This window comes from Neobacillus sp. S1115 (assembly GCF_055385565.1).
Genome location: NZ_AP038275.1, coordinates 220,435 through 239,910, shown reverse-complemented (window position 1 = coordinate 239,910; position 19,476 = coordinate 220,435). Strand labels below are relative to the sequence as shown.

The 19,476-nt window shown below is 44.1% G+C and carries 16 protein-coding genes, 9 tRNA genes and 1 rRNA gene; 2 read left to right on the top strand and 24 right to left on the bottom strand.

What is annotated here, in order from left to right:
- Positions 1-297 precede the first annotated feature (297 nt).
- From ACZ5B7_RS01350 to ACZ5B7_RS01300, 11 genes are all read right to left on the bottom strand, one after another.
- Positions 298-1,847: ribosomal RNA gene (locus ACZ5B7_RS01350) — 16S ribosomal RNA — on the bottom strand.
- Between the two features lie 114 nt (positions 1,848-1,961).
- Positions 1,962-2,035, bottom strand: a tRNA-Gly gene (locus ACZ5B7_RS01345).
- Positions 2,036-2,049: 14 nt separating this feature from the next.
- A tRNA-Pro gene (locus tag ACZ5B7_RS01340) sits at positions 2,050-2,126 on the bottom strand.
- Positions 2,127-2,148: 22 nt separating this feature from the next.
- A tRNA-Arg gene (locus tag ACZ5B7_RS01335) sits at positions 2,149-2,222 on the bottom strand.
- A 59-nt stretch (positions 2,223-2,281) separates the two neighbouring features.
- Positions 2,282-2,367: transfer RNA gene (locus ACZ5B7_RS01330), tRNA-Leu, on the bottom strand.
- A gap of 63 nt (positions 2,368-2,430) precedes the next feature.
- A tRNA-Leu gene (locus tag ACZ5B7_RS01325) sits at positions 2,431-2,515 on the bottom strand.
- A 7-nt stretch (positions 2,516-2,522) separates the two neighbouring features.
- Positions 2,523-2,597: transfer RNA gene (locus ACZ5B7_RS01320), tRNA-Gln, on the bottom strand.
- Positions 2,598-2,660: 63 nt separating this feature from the next.
- A tRNA-Glu gene (locus ACZ5B7_RS01315) sits at positions 2,661-2,732 on the bottom strand.
- 12 nt (positions 2,733-2,744) lie between these two features.
- A tRNA-Ser gene (locus ACZ5B7_RS01310) sits at positions 2,745-2,835 on the bottom strand.
- Between the two features lie 4 nt (positions 2,836-2,839).
- A tRNA-Asn gene (locus ACZ5B7_RS01305) sits at positions 2,840-2,914 on the bottom strand.
- A 120-nt stretch (positions 2,915-3,034) separates the two neighbouring features.
- A complete protein-coding gene (locus tag ACZ5B7_RS01300) occupies positions 3,035-3,511 on the bottom strand; it encodes a SprT family protein (RefSeq protein ID WP_464492327.1) in 477 nt (158 codons plus the stop codon).
- A gap of 94 nt (positions 3,512-3,605) precedes the next feature.
- Between ACZ5B7_RS01300 and cmpA the strand changes: the two genes are divergently transcribed.
- Entirely contained in the window at positions 3,606-3,716 is a 111-nt protein-coding gene (cmpA, locus tag ACZ5B7_RS01295) for a cortex morphogenetic protein CmpA (RefSeq protein ID WP_213148129.1), read from the top strand.
- 17 nt (positions 3,717-3,733) lie between these two features.
- Here cmpA and ACZ5B7_RS01290 read toward each other — a convergent pair whose 3' ends face one another.
- From ACZ5B7_RS01290 to acpS, 6 genes are all read right to left on the bottom strand, one after another.
- Positions 3,734-5,908, bottom strand: a complete 2,175-nt coding sequence (locus ACZ5B7_RS01290) for a Tex family protein (RefSeq protein ID WP_464492326.1) — start codon at positions 5,906-5,908, stop codon at positions 3,734-3,736.
- Between the two features lie 1,112 nt (positions 5,909-7,020).
- Positions 7,021-7,371, bottom strand: coding sequence for a type II toxin-antitoxin system endoribonuclease NdoA (gene ndoA, locus ACZ5B7_RS01285; RefSeq protein ID WP_007083556.1), 351 nt, complete (start codon positions 7,369-7,371; stop codon positions 7,021-7,023).
- Positions 7,372-7,375: 4 nt separating this feature from the next.
- Entirely contained in the window at positions 7,376-7,657 is a 282-nt protein-coding gene (locus ACZ5B7_RS01280) for a CopG family ribbon-helix-helix protein (protein ID WP_213120931.1), read from the bottom strand.
- A 184-nt stretch (positions 7,658-7,841) separates the two neighbouring features.
- Positions 7,842-8,999: an alanine racemase gene (gene alr / locus ACZ5B7_RS01275; protein WP_464492325.1), complete on the bottom strand. Its 1,158-nt coding sequence runs from the start codon at positions 8,997-8,999 to the stop codon at positions 7,842-7,844.
- A 131-nt stretch (positions 9,000-9,130) separates the two neighbouring features.
- Complete coding sequence (locus ACZ5B7_RS01270; protein WP_464492324.1) at positions 9,131-10,144, bottom strand: LolA family protein; 1,014 nt, start codon at positions 10,142-10,144, stop codon at positions 9,131-9,133.
- A 165-nt stretch (positions 10,145-10,309) separates the two neighbouring features.
- Positions 10,310-10,663, bottom strand: a complete 354-nt coding sequence (acpS, locus tag ACZ5B7_RS01265; RefSeq protein WP_423800406.1) for a holo-ACP synthase — start codon at positions 10,661-10,663, stop codon at positions 10,310-10,312.
- Between the two features lie 90 nt (positions 10,664-10,753).
- On the opposite strand from acpS, the gene ACZ5B7_RS01260 reads away from it, so the two are divergent.
- A complete protein-coding gene (locus tag ACZ5B7_RS01260) occupies positions 10,754-11,344 on the top strand; it encodes a rhomboid family intramembrane serine protease (RefSeq protein WP_423800405.1) in 591 nt (196 codons plus the stop codon).
- An 8-nt stretch (positions 11,345-11,352) separates the two neighbouring features.
- On the opposite strand, the gene ACZ5B7_RS01255 is transcribed toward ACZ5B7_RS01260, so the two are convergent.
- The 7 genes from ACZ5B7_RS01255 to ACZ5B7_RS01225 form a co-directional block, all read right to left on the bottom strand.
- A complete protein-coding gene (locus ACZ5B7_RS01255) occupies positions 11,353-12,804 on the bottom strand; it encodes a PH domain-containing protein (protein WP_464492323.1) in 1,452 nt (483 codons plus the stop codon).
- The gene (locus ACZ5B7_RS01250) at positions 12,794-13,273 is read right to left on the bottom strand and encodes a PH domain-containing protein (protein ID WP_464492322.1); all 480 of its coding nucleotides are present in this window, start codon (positions 13,271-13,273) and stop codon (positions 12,794-12,796) included. Before ACZ5B7_RS01250 ends, ACZ5B7_RS01255 begins: the two co-directional genes overlap by 11 nt.
- 79 nt (positions 13,274-13,352) lie before the next feature.
- Complete coding sequence (gene uvsE, locus ACZ5B7_RS01245; RefSeq protein WP_464492321.1) at positions 13,353-14,315, bottom strand: UV DNA damage repair endonuclease UvsE; 963 nt, start codon at positions 14,313-14,315, stop codon at positions 13,353-13,355.
- A gap of 98 nt (positions 14,316-14,413) precedes the next feature.
- Entirely contained in the window at positions 14,414-15,904 is a 1,491-nt protein-coding gene (locus tag ACZ5B7_RS01240) for a DEAD/DEAH box helicase (protein WP_464492320.1), read from the bottom strand.
- A gap of 220 nt (positions 15,905-16,124) precedes the next feature.
- On the bottom strand, positions 16,125-16,814 hold the full coding sequence (locus ACZ5B7_RS01235) for an alpha/beta hydrolase (RefSeq protein WP_464492319.1): 690 nt from the start codon (positions 16,812-16,814) through the stop codon (positions 16,125-16,127).
- Between the two features lie 79 nt (positions 16,815-16,893).
- The gene (locus tag ACZ5B7_RS01230) at positions 16,894-18,270 is read right to left on the bottom strand and encodes a UDP-N-acetylmuramoyl-tripeptide--D-alanyl-D-alanine ligase (RefSeq protein WP_464492318.1); all 1,377 of its coding nucleotides are present in this window, start codon (positions 18,268-18,270) and stop codon (positions 16,894-16,896) included.
- Between the two features lie 96 nt (positions 18,271-18,366).
- Positions 18,367-19,443, bottom strand: coding sequence for a D-alanine--D-alanine ligase (locus tag ACZ5B7_RS01225; protein WP_464492317.1), 1,077 nt, complete (start codon positions 19,441-19,443; stop codon positions 18,367-18,369).
- Positions 19,444-19,476: the final 33 nt, after the last annotated feature.

The following is a 19,476-nucleotide window of genomic DNA, read 5'->3' as shown; positions in this document are numbered from 1 at the left end:
TAAAAATAAGAGAGAAAAACTAAAATGGCGATTACTCGGTTCTTACTTGGTTACTTCTTCTTTTACGATTATCTAGTTTTCAAGGAACAAGGCTACTGACTTCAATCACATCATGATTAAACATCAGAGCGTTACTTCTTGCAGCCTTGCGACGAGCTGAAGATTACTTCTTCGAACTACTGTGGCGCAGGAGCAAAAAATTAAGTTTTGAGAGATAATTCCCTCAAAACTAAACAAACAAGAAACAATCAAACAAACATGTATTGTCTGGCTCATATGTCCAGCTTATATCCTTAGAAAGGAGGTGATCCAGCCGCACCTTCCGATACGGCTACCTTGTTACGACTTCACCCCAATCATCTGTCCCACCTTAGGCGGCTGGCTCCTTGCGGTTACCCCACCGACTTCGGGTGTTACAAACTCTCGTGGTGTGACGGGCGGTGTGTACAAGGCCCGGGAACGTATTCACCGCGGCATGCTGATCCGCGATTACTAGCGATTCCGGCTTCATGCAGGCGAGTTGCAGCCTGCAATCCGAACTGAGAATGGTTTTATGGGATTGGCTCCACCTCGCGGCTTCGCTGCCCTTTGTACCATCCATTGTAGCACGTGTGTAGCCCAGGTCATAAGGGGCATGATGATTTGACGTCATCCCCACCTTCCTCCGGTTTGTCACCGGCAGTCACCTTAGAGTGCCCAACTGAATGCTGGCAACTAAGATCAAGGGTTGCGCTCGTTGCGGGACTTAACCCAACATCTCACGACACGAGCTGACGACAACCATGCACCACCTGTCACTCTGTCCCCCGAAGGGGAAATTCCTATCTCTAGGAGTGTCAGAGGATGTCAAGACCTGGTAAGGTTCTTCGCGTTGCTTCGAATTAAACCACATGCTCCACCGCTTGTGCGGGCCCCCGTCAATTCCTTTGAGTTTCAGCCTTGCGGCCGTACTCCCCAGGCGGAGTGCTTAATGCGTTAGCTGCAGCACTAAAGGGCGGAAACCCTCTAACACTTAGCACTCATCGTTTACGGCGTGGACTACCAGGGTATCTAATCCTGTTTGCTCCCCACGCTTTCGCGCCTCAGCGTCAGTTACAGACCAGAAAGCCGCCTTCGCCACTGGTGTTCCTCCACATCTCTACGCATTTCACCGCTACACGTGGAATTCCGCTTTCCTCTTCTGCACTCAAGTCCCCCAGTTTCCAATGACCCTCCACGGTTGAGCCGTGGGCTTTCACATCAGACTTAAAGGACCGCCTGCGCGCGCTTTACGCCCAATAATTCCGGACAACGCTTGCCACCTACGTATTACCGCGGCTGCTGGCACGTAGTTAGCCGTGGCTTTCTGGTCAGGTACCGTCAAGGTATCGGCAGTTACTCCGATACTTGTTCTTCCCTGACAACAGAGCTTTACGACCCGAAGGCCTTCATCGCTCACGCGGCGTTGCTCCATCAGACTTTCGTCCATTGTGGAAGATTCCCTACTGCTGCCTCCCGTAGGAGTCTGGGCCGTGTCTCAGTCCCAGTGTGGCCGATCACCCTCTCAGGTCGGCTACGCATCGTCGCCTTGGTGAGCCGTTACCTCACCAACTAGCTAATGCGCCGCGGGCCCATCTGTAAGTGTCAGCCGAAACCGACTTTCAACCTTCCCTCATGCGAGGGAAGAAGTTATCCGGTATTAGCTCCGGTTTCCCGAAGTTATCCCAGTCTTACAGGCAGGTTGCCCACGTGTTACTCACCCGTCCGCCGCTAACCACCGGGAGCAAGCTCCCAGTGATTCGCTCGACTTGCATGTATTAGGCACGCCGCCAGCGTTCGTCCTGAGCCAGGATCAAACTCTCCAATAAAGTTGAGTTGATTAGCTCAAAAATGTTACGTTGGCTTCATTTCAAAAGAAATGAATAATTATTGTTTGTTGACGTTTTTGTTTGTTTAGTTTTCAAAGAACTATTTTTCTAAAGTGGAGCGGGTGATGGGAATCGAACCCACAACAACAGCTTGGAAGGCTGTGGTTTTACCACTAAACTACACCCGCATATAAAATTGTGATGGTCGGGAAAACAGGATTCGAACCTGCGACCCCTTGGTCCCAAACCAAGTGCTCTACCAAGCTGAGCTATTTCCCGATATTGGAGTTATACTTTAGAACGCGCCCGACAGGAGTCGAACCCATAACCTTCTGATCCGTAGTCAGACGCTCTATCCAATTGAGCTACGGGCGCTCTTTTAAACCAACTTTTATATCTTATCACATTCGATTTATTATGTCAATATATTTTTTTGGTGCGGCCGAGAGGACTTGAACCTCCACGGTGTTGCCACCACTAGGCCCTCAACCTAGCGCGTCTGCCATTCCGCCACGACCGCATTTTAAATTAGTGACAAAGAAAATCATAACATGTTTCCTGAGGTTTTTCAACAGGAAATTATTGGTGCGGGTGAAGGGAGTCGAACCCCCACGCCTTGCGGCGCCAGATCCTAAGTCTGGTGCGTCTGCCAATTCCGCCACACCCGCATAAAAATGGCTGGGCTAGCAGGATTCGAACCTACGAGTGACGGAGTCAAAGTCCGTTGCCTTACCGCTTGGCTATAGCCCAATATATTTATCTTTCAAGAGAGAAAGAAACAGGAAATGAATTTGTTTCATTCCCCATTCCTGATGACCCCTACGGGATTCGAACCCGTGTTACCGCCGTGAAAGGGCGGTGTCTTAACCGCTTGACCAAGGGGCCGATATTTTAACCTGGCGGAGAAGGAGGGATTTGAACCCTCGCGCCGCTTACGCGACCTACACCCTTAGCAGGGGCGCCTCTTCAGCCACTTGAGTACTTCCCCAATATGGCTCCGCAGGCAGGACTCGAACCTGCGACCGATCGGTTAACAGCCGATAGCTCTACCACTGAGCTACTGCGGAATAATAGCAAATATGAAGCTAGTCCAATAAGGCGTTGCCCTATCGACTCTTTAAATTATAATGACGTCTTTATCTAAAGTCAATACGAATTTTCATAGAAATAAATGGTTCTTCAAACTTTCATTCCAAAAGATATTCTTTGACCTTTTCTAATTTCCCTTTACAATTTCCACAAACATAGCGACTTGTATCAATGCTTCTTCTGCGCTGATATGGAAGGCTGCACTTTGTGCATTTATATAAAAGTATTTTTTTAGCTTTACGTTTTCTTTTCGGGACATCCGGAAGCTGATTGCAAAACCTTGGTGCTCCCACCTTTTTTAAGAGTATTTTAAAATCTAAATCACGATGCTTGTATCCCTTGCCTTCAAGGTGAAGATGATAGTGAACTAGTTCGTGTTTGATGATCCCAATTAATTCTTGTTCGCCAAGCTGCTCCAAATACTTTTTATTAATTTCGATATTATGTGTCCCCAAAAGATATCTGCCGCCAGTTGATCTGAGCCGAGAATTAAAGGATGCCTTATGTTTGAATGGCTTCCCAAAGTACTCCATCGAGATTTTTTCCACCATCAACTGAAGCTCCGAATCCTTCATTTAAGGTTCCCTCACTTTCTTTGCGAACGTGACAACCTATTATAGCATATATTGTATATACCCTTGTGGAGAAACTTTTCGGGAGGTTTAATTTATGCCTACTTGGTTTCAAAACCAAATGAAAAGAGCATTTTATGAAAAAAATCGATATCAAATTAAGATGTTAAATCAATGCTGGTTTTTTTACAGAAAAAAACACTGCTAAGCAAGCAGTGTTTTCGTTTATTTTGCTGGAGGAAGCATCGTTAGTGCTACCCGGCCTTTTTTCATATCAACCGAATCTACCCAGACGGTTACTACATCCCCTACTGAAACAATATCGAGCGGATGTTTGACGAATCGAGTACTTAGTTTTGAGATATGAACAAGCCCGTCCTGTTTAACACCAATATCTACAAAGGCTCCAAAATCAACAACATTTCTGACTGTACCTTGGAGCTCCATTCCGGATTTTAGGTCTTCCAGTTTTAAAACATCTTTTTTCAAAAGCGGACGGGGCAGGTCGTCACGCGGATCACGTTCCGGTCTTACAAGTGCGTCAACAATATCCTTCAATGTTAACTCACCAATGGATAACTCTTCAGAAACAGACTTCAAATCAAGTCCGTTCAAGGCAGATATCAACTCTTCAGACCCTAGGTGAGCAGTTGTAAAGCCGAGGTTTTTAAGGAGCTTTTCTACCTCTTTGTAATTTTCCGGGTGAATTCCGGTCCGGTCCAGTGGCTGTTTTCCATCTAATACCCGCAGGAAGCCCACCGCTTGTTCATAGGTCTTTGCACCAAGGCGAGGAACCTTCTTTAATTGCGAGCGGCTGGTGAATTTCCCTTCCTCATCGCGCATTTTCACAATATTATTGGCTGCTGTTTTATTAAGGCCGGCAACATACTGCAGCAAAGAAGACGAGGCAGTATTCACATTCACTCCGACCTGGTTAACTGCCGTTTCCACGACGAAATGGAGTGATTCGGACAAAAGTTTCTGAGATACATCATGCTGGTATTGGCCGACGCCTACTGATTTCGGATCTATCTTAACCAATTCCGCAAGCGGGTCCTGCAGACGGCGGGCAATTGACACGGCACTCCGTTCTTCAACTTGGAAGTTAGGGAATTCCTCTCTTGCAAGATCGGAAGCAGAATACACACTTGCCCCGGCCTCATTCACAATTAGATAAAAGATCTCTCCCTTAACTTCTTTTAAAATATCAGCTACGAATTGCTCTGTCTCTCTTGAGGCGGTCCCGTTTCCGACCGCAACCATCTCAACCTTATAGTCCCGCAATATTTTGATAAACTTGTCTTTTGCTTCCTCGGGCTTCGCTTTCGGTGGGTGCGGGTAAATGACATCAATCTTTAGGACTTTCCCGGTTTCATCCACAACCGCCAGCTTACAGCCAGTCCGATAGGCCGGGTCGACACCTAAGACGATTTTTCCCTTTAACGGCGGCTGGAGGAGAAGGTTTCTCAAATTCTCTGAGAATATATGAATGGCCTGTTCCTCTGCTTTTACAGTCAATTCACTGCGGATTTCTCGCTCAATAGATGGCTGGATTAATCTTTTGTAGCCGTCTTCAATTGCTTCTAATACCAATGGGGCTGCCGGCGAGTGCTCCTTTTTAACCCATTTTCTGGACAAATACGAAATGATGATATCTGGGTTCATTTTAATAGATACTCTTAGAATGTCTTCTTTTTCACCGCGGTTTAGGGCAAGGATACGGTGCGGAACGATTTTATTTACCGGTTCCTCGTATTCATAGTACATTTCGTAAACGTTTTTCTCGTCCTTTTCCGTTTCCTTTACAACAGAGACAACCGTGCCGGATTTGAAGGTATCCCGACGAATCCACTTGCGGCCTTCCGCATCGTCTGACACCATTTCCGCAATGATATCCTTTGCACCAGCTAGCGCATCTTCTATTTTAAGGACCTCTTTTTCTTCCGATAAAAATTCTTTCGCCTTTTCTTCAACACTTTCTTTTGGGAGTGTCAGTAACCATTCGGCCAGCGGCTCAAGGCCTTTTTCTTTAGCTATAGTAGCCTTGGTTCGTCTTTTTTGTTTATAGGGACGGTATAAATCTTCTACCTCTTGGAGCTTTTCAGCTTTTACGATGCTTTGCTGGAGCTCTTCGGTCAGCTTTCCTTGTTCCGCAATGATCCGGAGAACTTCTTCTTTTCTTTGTTCGAGGTTTTGTATGTATTGCCAGCGTTCTAGAATGTTCCGGATTTGCACCTCATCGAGGGCACCGGTCATTTCTTTCCGATAGCGAGCGATAAATGGGACGGTATTTCCTTCATTCAGTAAGGAAATGACATTTTTTACTTGCTTATGATTGATTGCCAATTCAGCAGCAATTTTGCCTAGTAACTGTTCGTCTTTTACTATTGTTTCGGTCACAACTTTACCTCCAATTTCCTTTTAACACTTATTGTATCAAATTAGCGCGGGGGTTTCATTATACGGTAAATTAGTACGCTCTTCCTTTCACTTACTTATGAAGGACATTTTCGTCCCGTTCAACCCCTGCCTTGTCCTTCATCACGTCTATGAAGGACACTTTTATCCTGTTCAGCCCTCGTTTTGTCCTTCATCACGCCTATCAAGGACACTTTTATCCCGTTCAGCCCTCGTTTTGTCCTTCATCACGCTTATCAAGGACAATTCGCTCCAAGTTCCAACCCGTTTTGTCCTTCATCATGCCTATCAAGGACATTTCACTCCTGGTCACAACCCTTTTTGTCCCTCATAACACTTATCAAGGACATTTCACTCCTAGTCACAACCCTTTTTGGCCTTCATCACGCTTATCAAGGACATTTCACTCCTAGTTCCAACCCGTTTTGTCCTTCATCACGCCTATCAAGGACATTTCACTCCTGGTCACAACCCTTTTTGGCCCTCATAACACTTATCAAGGACATTTCACTCCTAGTCACAACCCTTTTTGGCCTTCATCACGTTTATCAAGGACATTTTACTCCTGGTTCCAACCCGTTTTGTCCTTCATACCGCTTATCAAGGACATTTCACTCCTGGTTTCAACCTGTTTTGTCCTTCATAACACCTATCAAGGACATTTCACCCTTAGTCACAACCCTTTTTGGCCTTCATCACGCCCATCAAGGACAATTCACACCTAGTCACAACCCTTTTTGGCCTTCATACCGCTTATCAAGGACATTTTTACTCCTAGTCACAACCCTTTTTGGCCTTCATCACGCCTATCAAGGACATTTCACTCCTAGTCACAACCTATTTTGTCCTTCATACCTCTTATCAAGGACATTTCACTCCTAGTTCCAAACCGTTTTGGCCTTCATCACGCCTATCAAGGACATTTCACTCCTAGTCACAACCCGTTTTGGCCTTCAACCGTCTTGCTCTACCTTCCAAGATCAAGTTCCCCTTGAAAAAATAAAAGAGGCAAGCTTCCATGAGCTTGCCTTAGCAATATGAGGGCAGAATTATGTACGAAAAAACGCTCTTTTTTTCACAAAGAGCGTTTTAAGTTAAAATTCGATGAGACCAAGACTTACCTGCAAGGCTTCATCCACTTTTTCCATCATTTCGTCATCGAGATGGGTAATTTTATCGGTTAACCGCTGCTTATCAATTGTGCGAATTTGCTCTAACAGAATGACTGAGTCGCGTTCAAATCCGTAGCGCTTCGCATCAATTTCAACATGAGTAGGGAGCTTCGCTTTCTGAATTTGAGCTGTAATCGCTGCAACAATCACTGTGGGACTAAACCGATTCCCGATGTCGTTTTGGATGACTAGTACAGGGCGGACGCCGCCTTGTTCAGAACCAACAACTGGGGAAAGGTCCGCAAAATATACGTCACCACGCTTGACAATCAAGGGATTATCCTCCGCTTACAAGACGTTCAACAGTATGCTCTGCCTCATATTCTGCTTGAAATGCTTCTGACGCAATCCTAAGATTAATCTTTGCCATTTCCATGTATCCACGTCTCATGGATTCGCGAATTTGTCTCGTTTTTCGTTCGCGTAAATACATTTTTGTTGCTTGGTAGATAAACTCACTGCGGTTTACATTTTCCTGCTTTACGAAACCATCTAATTCAGTTAATAGATGCTGCGGTAATTTTACCAAGATTTCCGTAGTTGCGCTGGATTCAGACACCCAACATACACCTCCACCATCACTACACACCATTTTTTTATCTATACCATATTTTATAATAACACTAAACGCTCTTCATGCATAGACTAAATATGATTCCTACTGTATTATAAGCCAACTAAACAAGCTTTTATGCACAAATTACCGCAATATCATAAATATGTTTCCTATGCATGATTTACACCTATACCAGGTAATTTTTTATCTCGACAATTCTTTCACTTTTTTTATAAATGCGCGGGACCCGGCTCGCAATGATACACGGTATCTCGTAATTAATGGTGTCAAGCTTGGCGGCAATTTCATTAACGGAAATCAGCTGGTCACCTTCGCTTCCAATTAACGTGACGGTTGTTCCAACAGGAATCTCAAAAGGAAGACGGATCATGCATTGGTCCATACAAACCCTTCCGACAATTGGTGCGCGAAGCCCTGCAATTAGGACCTCCTGCCCCTGCAGCCTGCGAATCCATCCATCAGCATATCCGATTGGCAAAGTGCCAATCCATTCTTCCTGTTCACTTTCATATGTGGCCCCGTAGCTCACTTTGTTTCCTTTTGGAAGCTTCTTAATATGGACAAGCTTTGTCTTTAACGAAAAAGCCTCTTTTAGGGAAAAAGGAATTTCCTGTTCCATTTCCGGTGATGGGGTTAACCCGTACATTACAATCCCAAGCCTGACAGCATTGAAATAGGCTTTTGGAAACCGAATGGCCGCTGCACTGTTGCTGGCATGAATATACTTTGGCCGTTCAGCCAGTGTGCCTACAAGTGCTTCGAATTTGCCTAATTGCTCATTGAAATAAGTAGTTTCCAACTCATCAGCCGTTGCGAAATGCGTAAAAATCCCTTCAAACAAAAGTCGGCTATCAGTTGCAATGGTTTGTTCAACAGCTTTTAATTCCTCGACAGTACGGACGCCGATCCGTCCCATTCCTGTATCCACTTTAACATGGACCTTTAGCTGATCATTTGTATTCAACTGCTGTTTTGCTTCCTCGAGCCATTCCTTTTGAAATACAGTTAGGGTGATATTATTTTGAACAGCCACCAAGGCGTCCCATGGACGAGAAGCCCCTAAAACAAGTATAGGTGCCGTTATCCCTTTTTTTCGGAGTGCAATCGCTTCATCAATAAAGGCTACCGCCAGATACACCGCCCCTGCATTCAGTGCGGTTTCAGCCACTTGGATATCCCCGTGGCCATAGGCATTAGCTTTCACGACAGCAAAAATGTCCACCCCTTCAGGCAGTTGTTTTTTGACAGATGTGACATTCTCCGCAATACAATCCAAATCTACTTCTACCCATGTATCCCGATAAAAAGAGTCTTGTTCTCCCATGATTCCACTTCCTAAAAACATTAATACCAGTATTATAACATATAAAAAAACAGGCCCCTAAGAGCCTGCTGATGTAAATTATTGGTTCCAATCAGCGGCAGGTGCAGCACCTCCGCGGCTTGAAACTTTATTTATTTTACTGCTTCCCCTTGGACCGATTTAGCGATCTCGACCATCTCTTTCTTCGTTAGGTTTTTGGAGGCAATCATATAATCGACTCCGCCCTGTGACCAGGAAATCGAATGATCAGTAACGGCCCCAATCGTAATGCCTAGGTCAACCAAGTCACCTTCTACATAAGTCGGAGTAGTCGAGGCAACCTTCGACTTCACCTTTTCCTGAACAAGGGTAAATGATTTTTTACCGTCGTAAGTAAGGACAACCCGTTTTCCATCCTCAATCTTGACAGATTTCTCCTCAATCAGTTTTGTGCCTTTAATTTCATAGGTTGGATATTTAACCGTAAAGGCTTTATCTCCTCCGTCTGCCATTGCCGGCATATTTAGCTCTGCACGGGTCATGTTCTTCTTCATATCGAAGTCGTCCTTGTCAAAGCTGGCGTTGAATTTAACCTTTGTAAATTCTACTGTTACAAGAGCATTTCGATCAGGGTCCATCACTTTAACGACTGCTGGTGACAAATCCTTTTTATTCAGCTTAATTTCCTGGATTGGAAGCATACTATTATTTTGATAGCGGGTTTTTGTTTCAAACACGTAGTGTTCTTTCGTAGTGGAAAATTTGGCGTCTTTATCGGCCACAATGTCTTTAATTAATGATTCATAAAGATAAGCCTGGCTGCTGTTTTGCGGCCAATCGCTTTGGAAGCGGAAGCTCTTTTTCAGGGCAGGTGTTAACACAAACACGCCTTCATTATTTCTTAAAATCATTTGGCTTTGGTCTTTTTCCGCATTTTTTAGGTTAACACGGTAAAAGTTTGGGTCCATATGCCAGATTTCAACGTCGTAAACCTGAGAATCTGACCCCATTTTGAGGGTCATTTTTGCTTCAGCTTTATAGCTTGATAAGTCCTTTTGCTTTCCATTTAAATCTTTTACCACATCATCCTGTGATTTAGAACCGCAGGCAGCGAGCATGAAGATTGCGATCAGCCCCGTGATGAGCAGCACTAACTTTTTCCTCATTCCTTCAACCCCTTCTTGTCTCATTTCAGTGTATTGAGAAGAGAAAGGCAGGGATCAGGCATGATAACCAAAATGACCAAGCTGACCTTGTCTCTCCTTTTTCCCTATGAATATATGAGACAACCTTGGGGAATATGCTAACAGGCCTGACAAGCTTTTTTTAAATTAGTGATCCTCTTCAATCACAACCTGGGCGACAGCGTAATCCCTACTATGGGAAATGGACAAATGGGCACATACTTCCGGCTTTTTAATGACCGGTTTGCCCAACCCATCCGAACTAATTTCGATGTCCAAAAAGGAAAGCTCTTTACCAATCCCCGTTCCAATCGCTTTTGAGAAAGCTTCTTTTGCTGCAAATCTTCCAGCTAAAAATTCGACCTTTCGACGCTCTGCCAATTCTGAGAATCTTTGTTTTTCGCTGGCCGTCAAAACCCGGTCGATAAATTTGGGCTGACGGCTGATGATTTCGTGAACTCTGGAAAGTTCAATAATATCAATACCAATTCCTTTAATCATCGCTAATCTTCCTTCTATTTCATTTCCTGTCAGCATAATAGTGTACAAGATAAAATAATAGTCTATGATGGTAGTAAGAGGTGGAAAATAATGTTTACTCGAACAGAAAGTCTTCGCGAGTTTCTTCGCTATTACCCGGTGGTTTCTATTATTGTGGCCATTCATCTCATTCTTTTTATCTGCACCATTTTACCAATATTCCCTAATTCCTGGTTTATTGAAACCCTCTCCGGGGTCAATCTTTACATTATGGAGGGCGAGTATTGGCGGCTGATTACACCGATCTTTATGCACAGCGGTTTCTCCCATATGCTTTTTAATAGTTTTGCCCTTGTATTATTTGGACCAGGGCTAGAGCGGATGCTCGGCGGCGGACGATTTTTGATTGTATATCTGGTTTCCGGATTGATCGCCAACGTTGCCACCTTAATGCTTGAGGCGCTCACCTATACACATGTCGGATCAAGCGGGGCGATATTCGGGCTGTTCGGCTACTATTTGGCGCTAATTCTTTTTAAAAAAAATACACTTTCCAAAGCAAATTCCCAAATAATCATCACACTTACGGTTATCAGCTTAGTAATGACATTTCTTGAACCTAACGTGAATATTACCGCCCATCTTTTTGGGCTGCTGGGCGGGCTTTTGCTTGGGGCAGTTTCACGACAAAGCTTAGAATAGAGGGGGCTTCAACCGTGCGCCCCCTCCCTATTCTTCTCCTTAGAGTACCAGCCGAAAATCTTCTCAACCTCACTTTTTTCCATGTCGACAACTGTCCCGCCGGCACCGCCTAGTCCCGATTTTACATAGGCCTCAATTGTCCCCAATTCTTTATTTCGTTGAAAATAACTTCCCCTTATTTTCAAGCTTTGAATATTGTTTTTCTTCATAAAGACAGTGGTGCGGTTGGTGGTCTGAAATCTAAGGGTCAGCTGCTGACCATCCAAACTCCAGCCTGCGGTTTTATATTTCAGTATAGCCCAAAATGTAAATATTCCAATTAGGATCAGCGAAAAGAGACCCCATATTTTGAAAAAAAAGATGGCTGCCGCTGCGATTGGAACTGGAATGAACCAGCTCCGGAAAATATAACGCCTAAATGCCCGCTTCGGGACTGGCGTGAAGGACGCCGTGAAATGATACTCCGGCAGGTAAGGACCAATCAATGCAGTCAATTCCTTTACCTTCATGATTGGCAGTAGGATGACATTTGCGCCATCCTTGTTCTCAATGGATCCCCCGGCACTTTCCACATACACCGTTCCATAACCAAGCAATTGCCTGATTGGATTCTCACTGATTCTTATGGCTTGAATCCGGTTTAAAGGAATGGTGATTTGTTTTTTCTCAAGAAGCCCTTGTGAAATAACGAAGTCCTTTTCTGTTTGTACTACCGTGAATTGCGCATATTTCAGCATCGTCATCACTAAGGCAATCAGCCATGCCAGGAAAAAGCCGGCAAAGACAAGGATGGCGATAAGGATAAGATTGTGAACCGCCCAGTCTTCCAACCCGCCAAAGACTTTTTTAAAAGGTATGAAATCGTCAAACTGGGAAAGCAGTGCGAATAAAGCAGATATCACCACCCCGATGCCTCCTGATGTTAACGATAAGAGCAATAATTCCGGTGTGGTTATTTTAAAAATCGGCTTAGCCACTTGGTGCCTTGCTGTTTCTGAATCACCCGTTTTAGCTGCTGCGACATACTCTTGAATGAGCTTTGCCTCTTCCTTGGTAATGGCTGAAAGAACAGCCTCCGCTTCCTCGTCTCCACTTGAGCCGGCTGTTTCAATCTGTACCTTCACAAGCCCAAACAGCTGCTGCAAAATGCCTTCTGTCAAATCGATACTTTGGATTCGTTCAAAAGGGATATATCGTTTTTTGCGAATGAAAATCCCGTATTCAACTCGAAGCTCATTATTTTCAAAACGATAAGTATATTTTAACCAAAATATCAGGCCGGAGATAAAAGTGGAAATAACAACAACAAAGGCTATACCAAGTGTAATAAAAAGAGATTCCTTGCCTTCTCGCCCTCCCGATAAAAATATTGCAGCTAAGGGGATGAAAAGGTTTTTTAATCTTTTTCCGGTATTAATGACGCTGGCAATTGGGTGAAGCCGTTTTGGTTCAGACATCATCCTCAGCCACCCTTGCCAATTTTGAAATATAGAATCGTAATTCTTCCGCTTCGCTCTCCTCCAGGGCAGGGATTTCATGAGCGGTGGCCGCCGTATGGACGATGACCGATGCCAGCTTATATTTTCTTAAAATCGGGCCTTGTACGGTATCGACATGCTGAACACGGACCATCGGCACGAGCGTACGACTAATGATAAAAATCCCTTCCAATAGTTCAATTTCTTCTTCACGGACATCGTACCGCCAGCGTCTCCATCTGATTGATGGGAATAAGAAAACATGTAAATAGGTTAATATGATGGCGAGCGCTATAAGGATAACCGATACCCAAATGGGTCCGTTAAATATATGTATTATTATGATGGCTGTAACAGCTAAAGCCCACTCTATCGCCGCTTTTATAACACCAGAAATGCGCCAAACTTTCAGGGCACTTTCCGAGATGCGTTTTTGCGGTTCAGTCTGCATTCTATTTCCCCCTCCCTTTTAAATGAGAAAATGGCAAACTTTCACATATTAGTATACATAGAAAGGAATGGAAGCTCTACTATTCCATCAGAAAACTTGACTGATCCAGCATTTTGATTCCGCTCTTACCTTGCAAGTCCCGAGAAAGTTGAAAGAGTGCGGCATCCTTTTGCTTCGCTTCGATCATGCAATGAATCTCAGGAACCGTCCCCTTGATTTGAGCAAGAAACCGAAGGAACATCTCAACATCCACATAATCCGCATGAGCACGAAAGTCACGTTCGGACCGCGGGCTAGAAATATGCATTTTTATCGGCAGGGGAGAATCCTTCCAGGTCTCCACCACTCGCCCCCAATCCTCCTGCCAATTTTTGTCCTCATGATTGGCCAGATGATGATGATAATCAAACACCATGGGAATGCCCAGTTTTTCACAAAGATATAAGGTCTCTTTAACGGTAAATGTCGTATCATCATTTTCCAGCATAATCATTCTTTGGATGGAGGGGGAAATATAGGCCCAATTATGAATAAATAATTCGAGAGCCTTTTCCTTATCATCATAGCCGCCTCCGACATGAAGGACACAGCGGTGTTCCGTGTCTACCCCCATACCCTTCAGCAGGGCTTTATGCATAACAAGTGTTCTCAATGAGTTTTTTAAAATCTCTTTATCCGGTGAATTAAGAACAACAAAATGATCAGGATGGAAATCAATTCTTGCTGGGTGCTTCTTGATGTAGTCTGCCAGCTCTTTTAGGGGCTCTATTAATGGCTTCATGTAATTCCAATCGAGCAATTCCTCATGGTTTGCCAGTGGTACGAGCCGCGAGCTTAACCGAAAGAAGTGAATTTGATTGGCTTCATTATGCTTTAGGAGACGGAGGCAATTATGTAAATTTGATTCAGAAATTCTTTCCAGTTTACGAATAGCTGCATCCCTGTCTTTAATTTTGCTGAATTGTGCAAATGTCATTGTTTGCGATGGGGATGCATTTTGAAGTTCCACACTCATGGCGACATATCCGAGACGTATAATCATGTTATAACCTCCAAAAGGTATTTAACATTTAGTCTTCCCTTTTTGCACATATAAAAAAAGCACGGACACAGCCAGCATCCATGCTTTAATACATCATCTTAATATGTTTTTGATTTCGGTTTGCCGCCGCCGGTTTTTCTTTCACCGCGAGGTTTTACCGGTGCTTTTTTTCTGCGGTCAGAATTATAGTTCCGTGAATCGTCTCTTCTGCGGCGATCCCCGCCACGGTCTCCACCACGGTCATGAGGTCTTCTTTCCTTTTTAGACGGAAGCGGTGTCTCTTCAGTCAATTTAACTGGTGTTGTATCAGGCTCTTTTGTCAGCATCTTCAACACTGCTGCCACAACAGTTGAAGCATCATTGGCTTCCAGTAATTCTTCGGCCGCATTCTTATAATAATGAAGATTGTTGGATTCAATCGTCTGTAGGATTTTATCAACAACTGCCCGCTGCTGGCCTTCCAATGCCTCATCAAGGGTTGGCGGCTTCATACGTTCCATTTTGCGCTTCGTTGTTTTTTCCACCACAAATAAATATGGCTTTTCACGTGGTGTAATAAACGTCATGGCTACACCCGTTTTACCGGCACGGCCGGTACGTCCGATGCGGTGTACATAGCTTTCCGGATCCTGCGGGATATCGAAATTATAAACATGGGTAACGCCAGAAATATCAAGTCCACGTGCCGCTACGTCAGTTGCAACGAGAACATCGATATTACCTTCTTTAAACTTACGTAACACAGAAAGGCGTTTGGCCTGGCTTAAGTCACCATGGATGCCTTCTGCAGTATAGCCACGAAGGTTCAAGGCTTCGGATAACTCATCGACACGGCGCTTCGTACGTCCAAACACAATCGCTAATTCCGGTGATTGGATATCAAGAAGTCTGGTTAAAACATCAAACTTGTTTTTTTCCTGCACTTCAACATAGTATTGTTCAATCAACGGAACCGTCATTTCCTTCGTTTTCACACGGACAATCTGCGGGTCCTTCATGAACTTTTCAGCAATACGCTGAATAGGTCCTGGCATAGTTGCCGAGAACAGCAATGTTTGCCGTCCTTCTTCAGGAACGCCAGCCAAAATGGATTCAATATCCTCAATGAATCCCATGTTTAGCATTTCATCTGCTTCATCAAGTATAACCGTATTAATCTGATCTAATCGCATCGTTTTGCGGTTAATATGGTCAAGAATCCGCCCAGGAGTTCCGACAATAATATGAGGTGCTTTCTTTAAAGAGCGAATTTGCCGGCCGATATCCTGACCGCCATAAATCGGCAATACCCGGACTCTTTTACCGGCACCAATTTTATATAGCTCTTCAGATACTTGGATGGCAAGTTCTCTTGTTGGGGCAATAATAATCCCTTGGATGGCCTCTAGTTTCGTATCAACCTTTTCCACCAATGGAATCCCAAAAGCAGCCGTTTTCCCTGTTCCAGTTTGAGCCTGACCGATTACGTCTTTATTTTCCATGCTCAATGGAATCGTCTCTGACTGAATAGGAGTTGCTTCTTCAAATCCCATCTTAAGGACAGCTTTCAACGTAGCCTGGCTAATGCCTAAATCTTCAAACTTCGTCAATGTATTCATTCTCCTTCATCTATTTAACAATATTTTTAATATCTAAAGCTAAATCTATTCTCAAGAAACACATCAAGTAACATCTTTATTTTACCAAAAAAAAGACATTCCTCCCAAGGAGTATGCCCATTTTTCACCAATCTTTAGACACATTGCTATTAATGATAACATTATCAATAGTATTATGCAAATAAAGTTTGGATGGTTCGTGCCTTATTGTTTAAGAATCGCTTAAAAAATCCAGCACTTGGAAAAAGAGGACATTTCGCTCCTCACAGTGGCAAATATGATGTTTAGATTCCCTTATATAGGTAATCTTTTTTTCCTTTGCACCAATCGTTCGATATAAATATTCCGCGCTTTTCGGCGGGACAATCCCGTCAGATTCCCCTTGGGCGATAAAGGTCGGCACCTTTACCTGATTCAGCATTGGCCGGATGTAGGCAACAAGCCGGCGGAATTCCAGTGTTGCTGCAAGCGGGGTCTCAGTTATTTTCCTTTTATAACGCAGGAACAGCTCATTATTCCGGATGCTGCCGGTAAATATATCCTTAATAAACATCTTTACATCAGCCGCTAGTTGTTTGGGATGAATATAGTAGGCAGCAGCACTAAGCAAAATGAGCTTGTCCACAGGATAATGTGCTGCAAGAAAGCTTGCAATTAAGCCGCCCATGGAAAAACCAACGACATACACCTCATCACAAACTTCCAGAAGTTCCTTTAATTCTTCCTCGGCATGGCGGATCCATTCCTGGTAATGAACTCCTTTTAAACGAAGGGTTTCACCATGCCCCGGCAGCGTAGGAACACGAAAAACCCAATCTGTACGGTTCTTTAAATACTCCACCAAGGGCTCCACTTCATATGGGGCGCCCGTAAAGCCGTGAATGCACAAGCAGCCTATCATCCCTTTGTCACCTGCCCCATGGCCAAAAGCGGATTAACATCCGGTCTGCAAGAGACTCAAATAACCGCTCGGCCAATCCTTATTTTTGCAGTGCCTTGACAACTTCCTCCAATTTCATCCCTCTTGATGCTTTAACAAGCACGAGAGTCTGCCCATTTAGATATTTTTTTAACGACTGAATTAATTCCTCTTTATCAAGAAAGTCAAAAACTCTTTCATCACCCAATACATTTCTTGCCCCCGCAGCGATATGGCTGCCAAGTTGTCCATAGGTGAACAAGAACTCAATTTTGTCAGCATTTAAACCTTCACCTATTTGCAAATGATACTGCTCCTCCTGCGGCCCAAGCTCGAGCATGTCGCCGAGAACGAGGATTTTCCGCTCATAGCCCTGAAGGTTTGACACTAATTCAATTGCCGCCATCATGGACGTAGGGCTTGCATTATAAGCATCGTTAATGATTTTCTCACCATGCTTCCCTTCCACAAGCTCCATCCGCATATTCGTCAGTTTGGTTGTTTTTAATCCTTCAGTTACTTCTTCAAAGGAAACGGAAAAATATCGGGCAATCAGCATCGCCGCAAGTGCATTTAAAATATTGTGTGTCCCTAAAACCGGCAGTTCAAAGGTTTTATTAGAAGCATTAATCTTGAAGCTATTCCCCTGTTCAAGCTGGGTAATTTCAGTTGGAAATAAATCATTCGAATCGCTTCTGCCAAAGGTTTGAACCTGAACATCTCCTTTAAATTGATGAATACGCTCCATCAACAGCGGCTCATCACCATGGAGTACTGCCAGTCCGCCTTTCCGAAGTCCCTGAAGAATTTCAAGTTTGGCTTCAGCAATCCCTTCTCTTGAGCCAAGATCAAGCAGGTGGGATTCACCGATGTTTGTAATGACAACGGCATCCGGACAGGCCAGTTTGGTAAGGAATTCAATTTCGCCGCGGCCGCTCATGCCCATTTCTAGGACAGCTATCTCCGTATCTTCATTTAAGCCAAGCACTGTTAAAGGAAGGCCAAGATGATTGTTGTAATTACCCTCGGTTTTTTGGACCTTATACTTAAGTGACAATAAGCTTGCGGTCATGTCCTTTGTTGTTGTTTTTCCATTGCTCCCGGTAATTCCCACTACTTTAACAGACAATTCCTTCCGGTAATTGCGCGCCAATTCCTGCAGGGCTGCGAGGCAGTCATCAACAATCAAAAGTGGCAGCCCTTTGGGCGGATTCGGAACATCCTTTTGCCAGAGCGCCGCGCCGGCCCCTTTCTTGATGGCTTCTTCCACATATTTATGTCCGTCTACCTTCTCACCTTTAAATGGAACAAATAAGTTGCCCGGTTCAATTTTTCTGGAATCAATCGTTACACCTGCAATAACGATGTCAAGATATGACGTGATATCATTTTGCGCAGAGACCATTTCGGCAATCTGCTTTAATGATCGTTTAATCATGATTAACTCCTCCTCTTATGTCTTATTTATAAAAATGGACACGGCAAAAACAGCCGTGTCAAATGTTGTTTTTTATCCTAAGCTGCGCTTTTGTTGTTAAAAAGTATATTTAATCTGTTGCTTTTCGGCGTGTCTTTCTTTGGCTAGGTCCACAAGCCGCTCAATTAATTGCGGATATTCTACTCCGGTGTGCTTCCAGAGCAGCGGGAACATACTAAATGGCGTGAAGCCAGGCATCGTGTTCACCTCATTAATTAACACCTTGCCATCTTGTGTTAAAAAGAAATCAGCCCGGACCAATCCCGAACAGTCAAGCGATTTAAAGGCACGAATTGCCATGTCCTTCATTACTGCGTATACACCCTCAGGTATCTCCGCAGGAATAATCAACGCCGTTTCCCCATCTTCGTATTTCGCCTTATAGTCATAAAAGTCCTTTTTCGGGACAATTTCTCCGGCAACGGAGCATTCTGGTGCATCATTGCCAAGAACAGCAATCTCGATTTCGCGGGCAGTGACACCCTCTTCAATAATGACTTTTCGGTCAAATTGGAAAGCCTCTGAAAATGCAGTATCAAGCTCAGCCCGGTTGCGGCATTTGCTGATTCCAACGCTTGAGCCAAGATTGGCCGGCTTTACGAAGCATGGATAGCCAAGCTCCTTCTCAACCTGTTCGTAAGCTTCTTCTTTGGCGCCCTGCCATTCACTCTTAATAAAAGAAACATAGTTTACCTGCCCAAGACCTGCTTGTGCAAATATATTTTTCATGACGACTTTATCCATGCCGGCTGCTGAAGCCAAAACACCGTTCCCGACATACGGCAGGTTTAGGATTTCCAATAACCCTTGAACGGTTCCATCTTCCCCATTCGGTCCATGCAAAAGTGGAAAAATGACATCCAGCTCAGCGTTCTCTTGGTTCTCCGATTGGAATAGAGCAGGCGATAAAGCGGCCGGCACTTGACTGTCAGCGGAGTATGCCAGTTCCTTTACTGTTTCAGCCGGTTCCATTAGCTGCGGACCTTTAATCCAGCGGCCTTCAACATTTATATAAATTGGATGAATTTCAAATTTTTCAAGATCTAATGCTTTCATGACAGCAAGAGCAGTTTGTAATGACACCTGATGCTCTGCGGATTTTCCTCCGTAAAGCAATCCTAATTTTGTTTTCATGCTGAAAACCTCCATCTTTTCATTCACATTTTA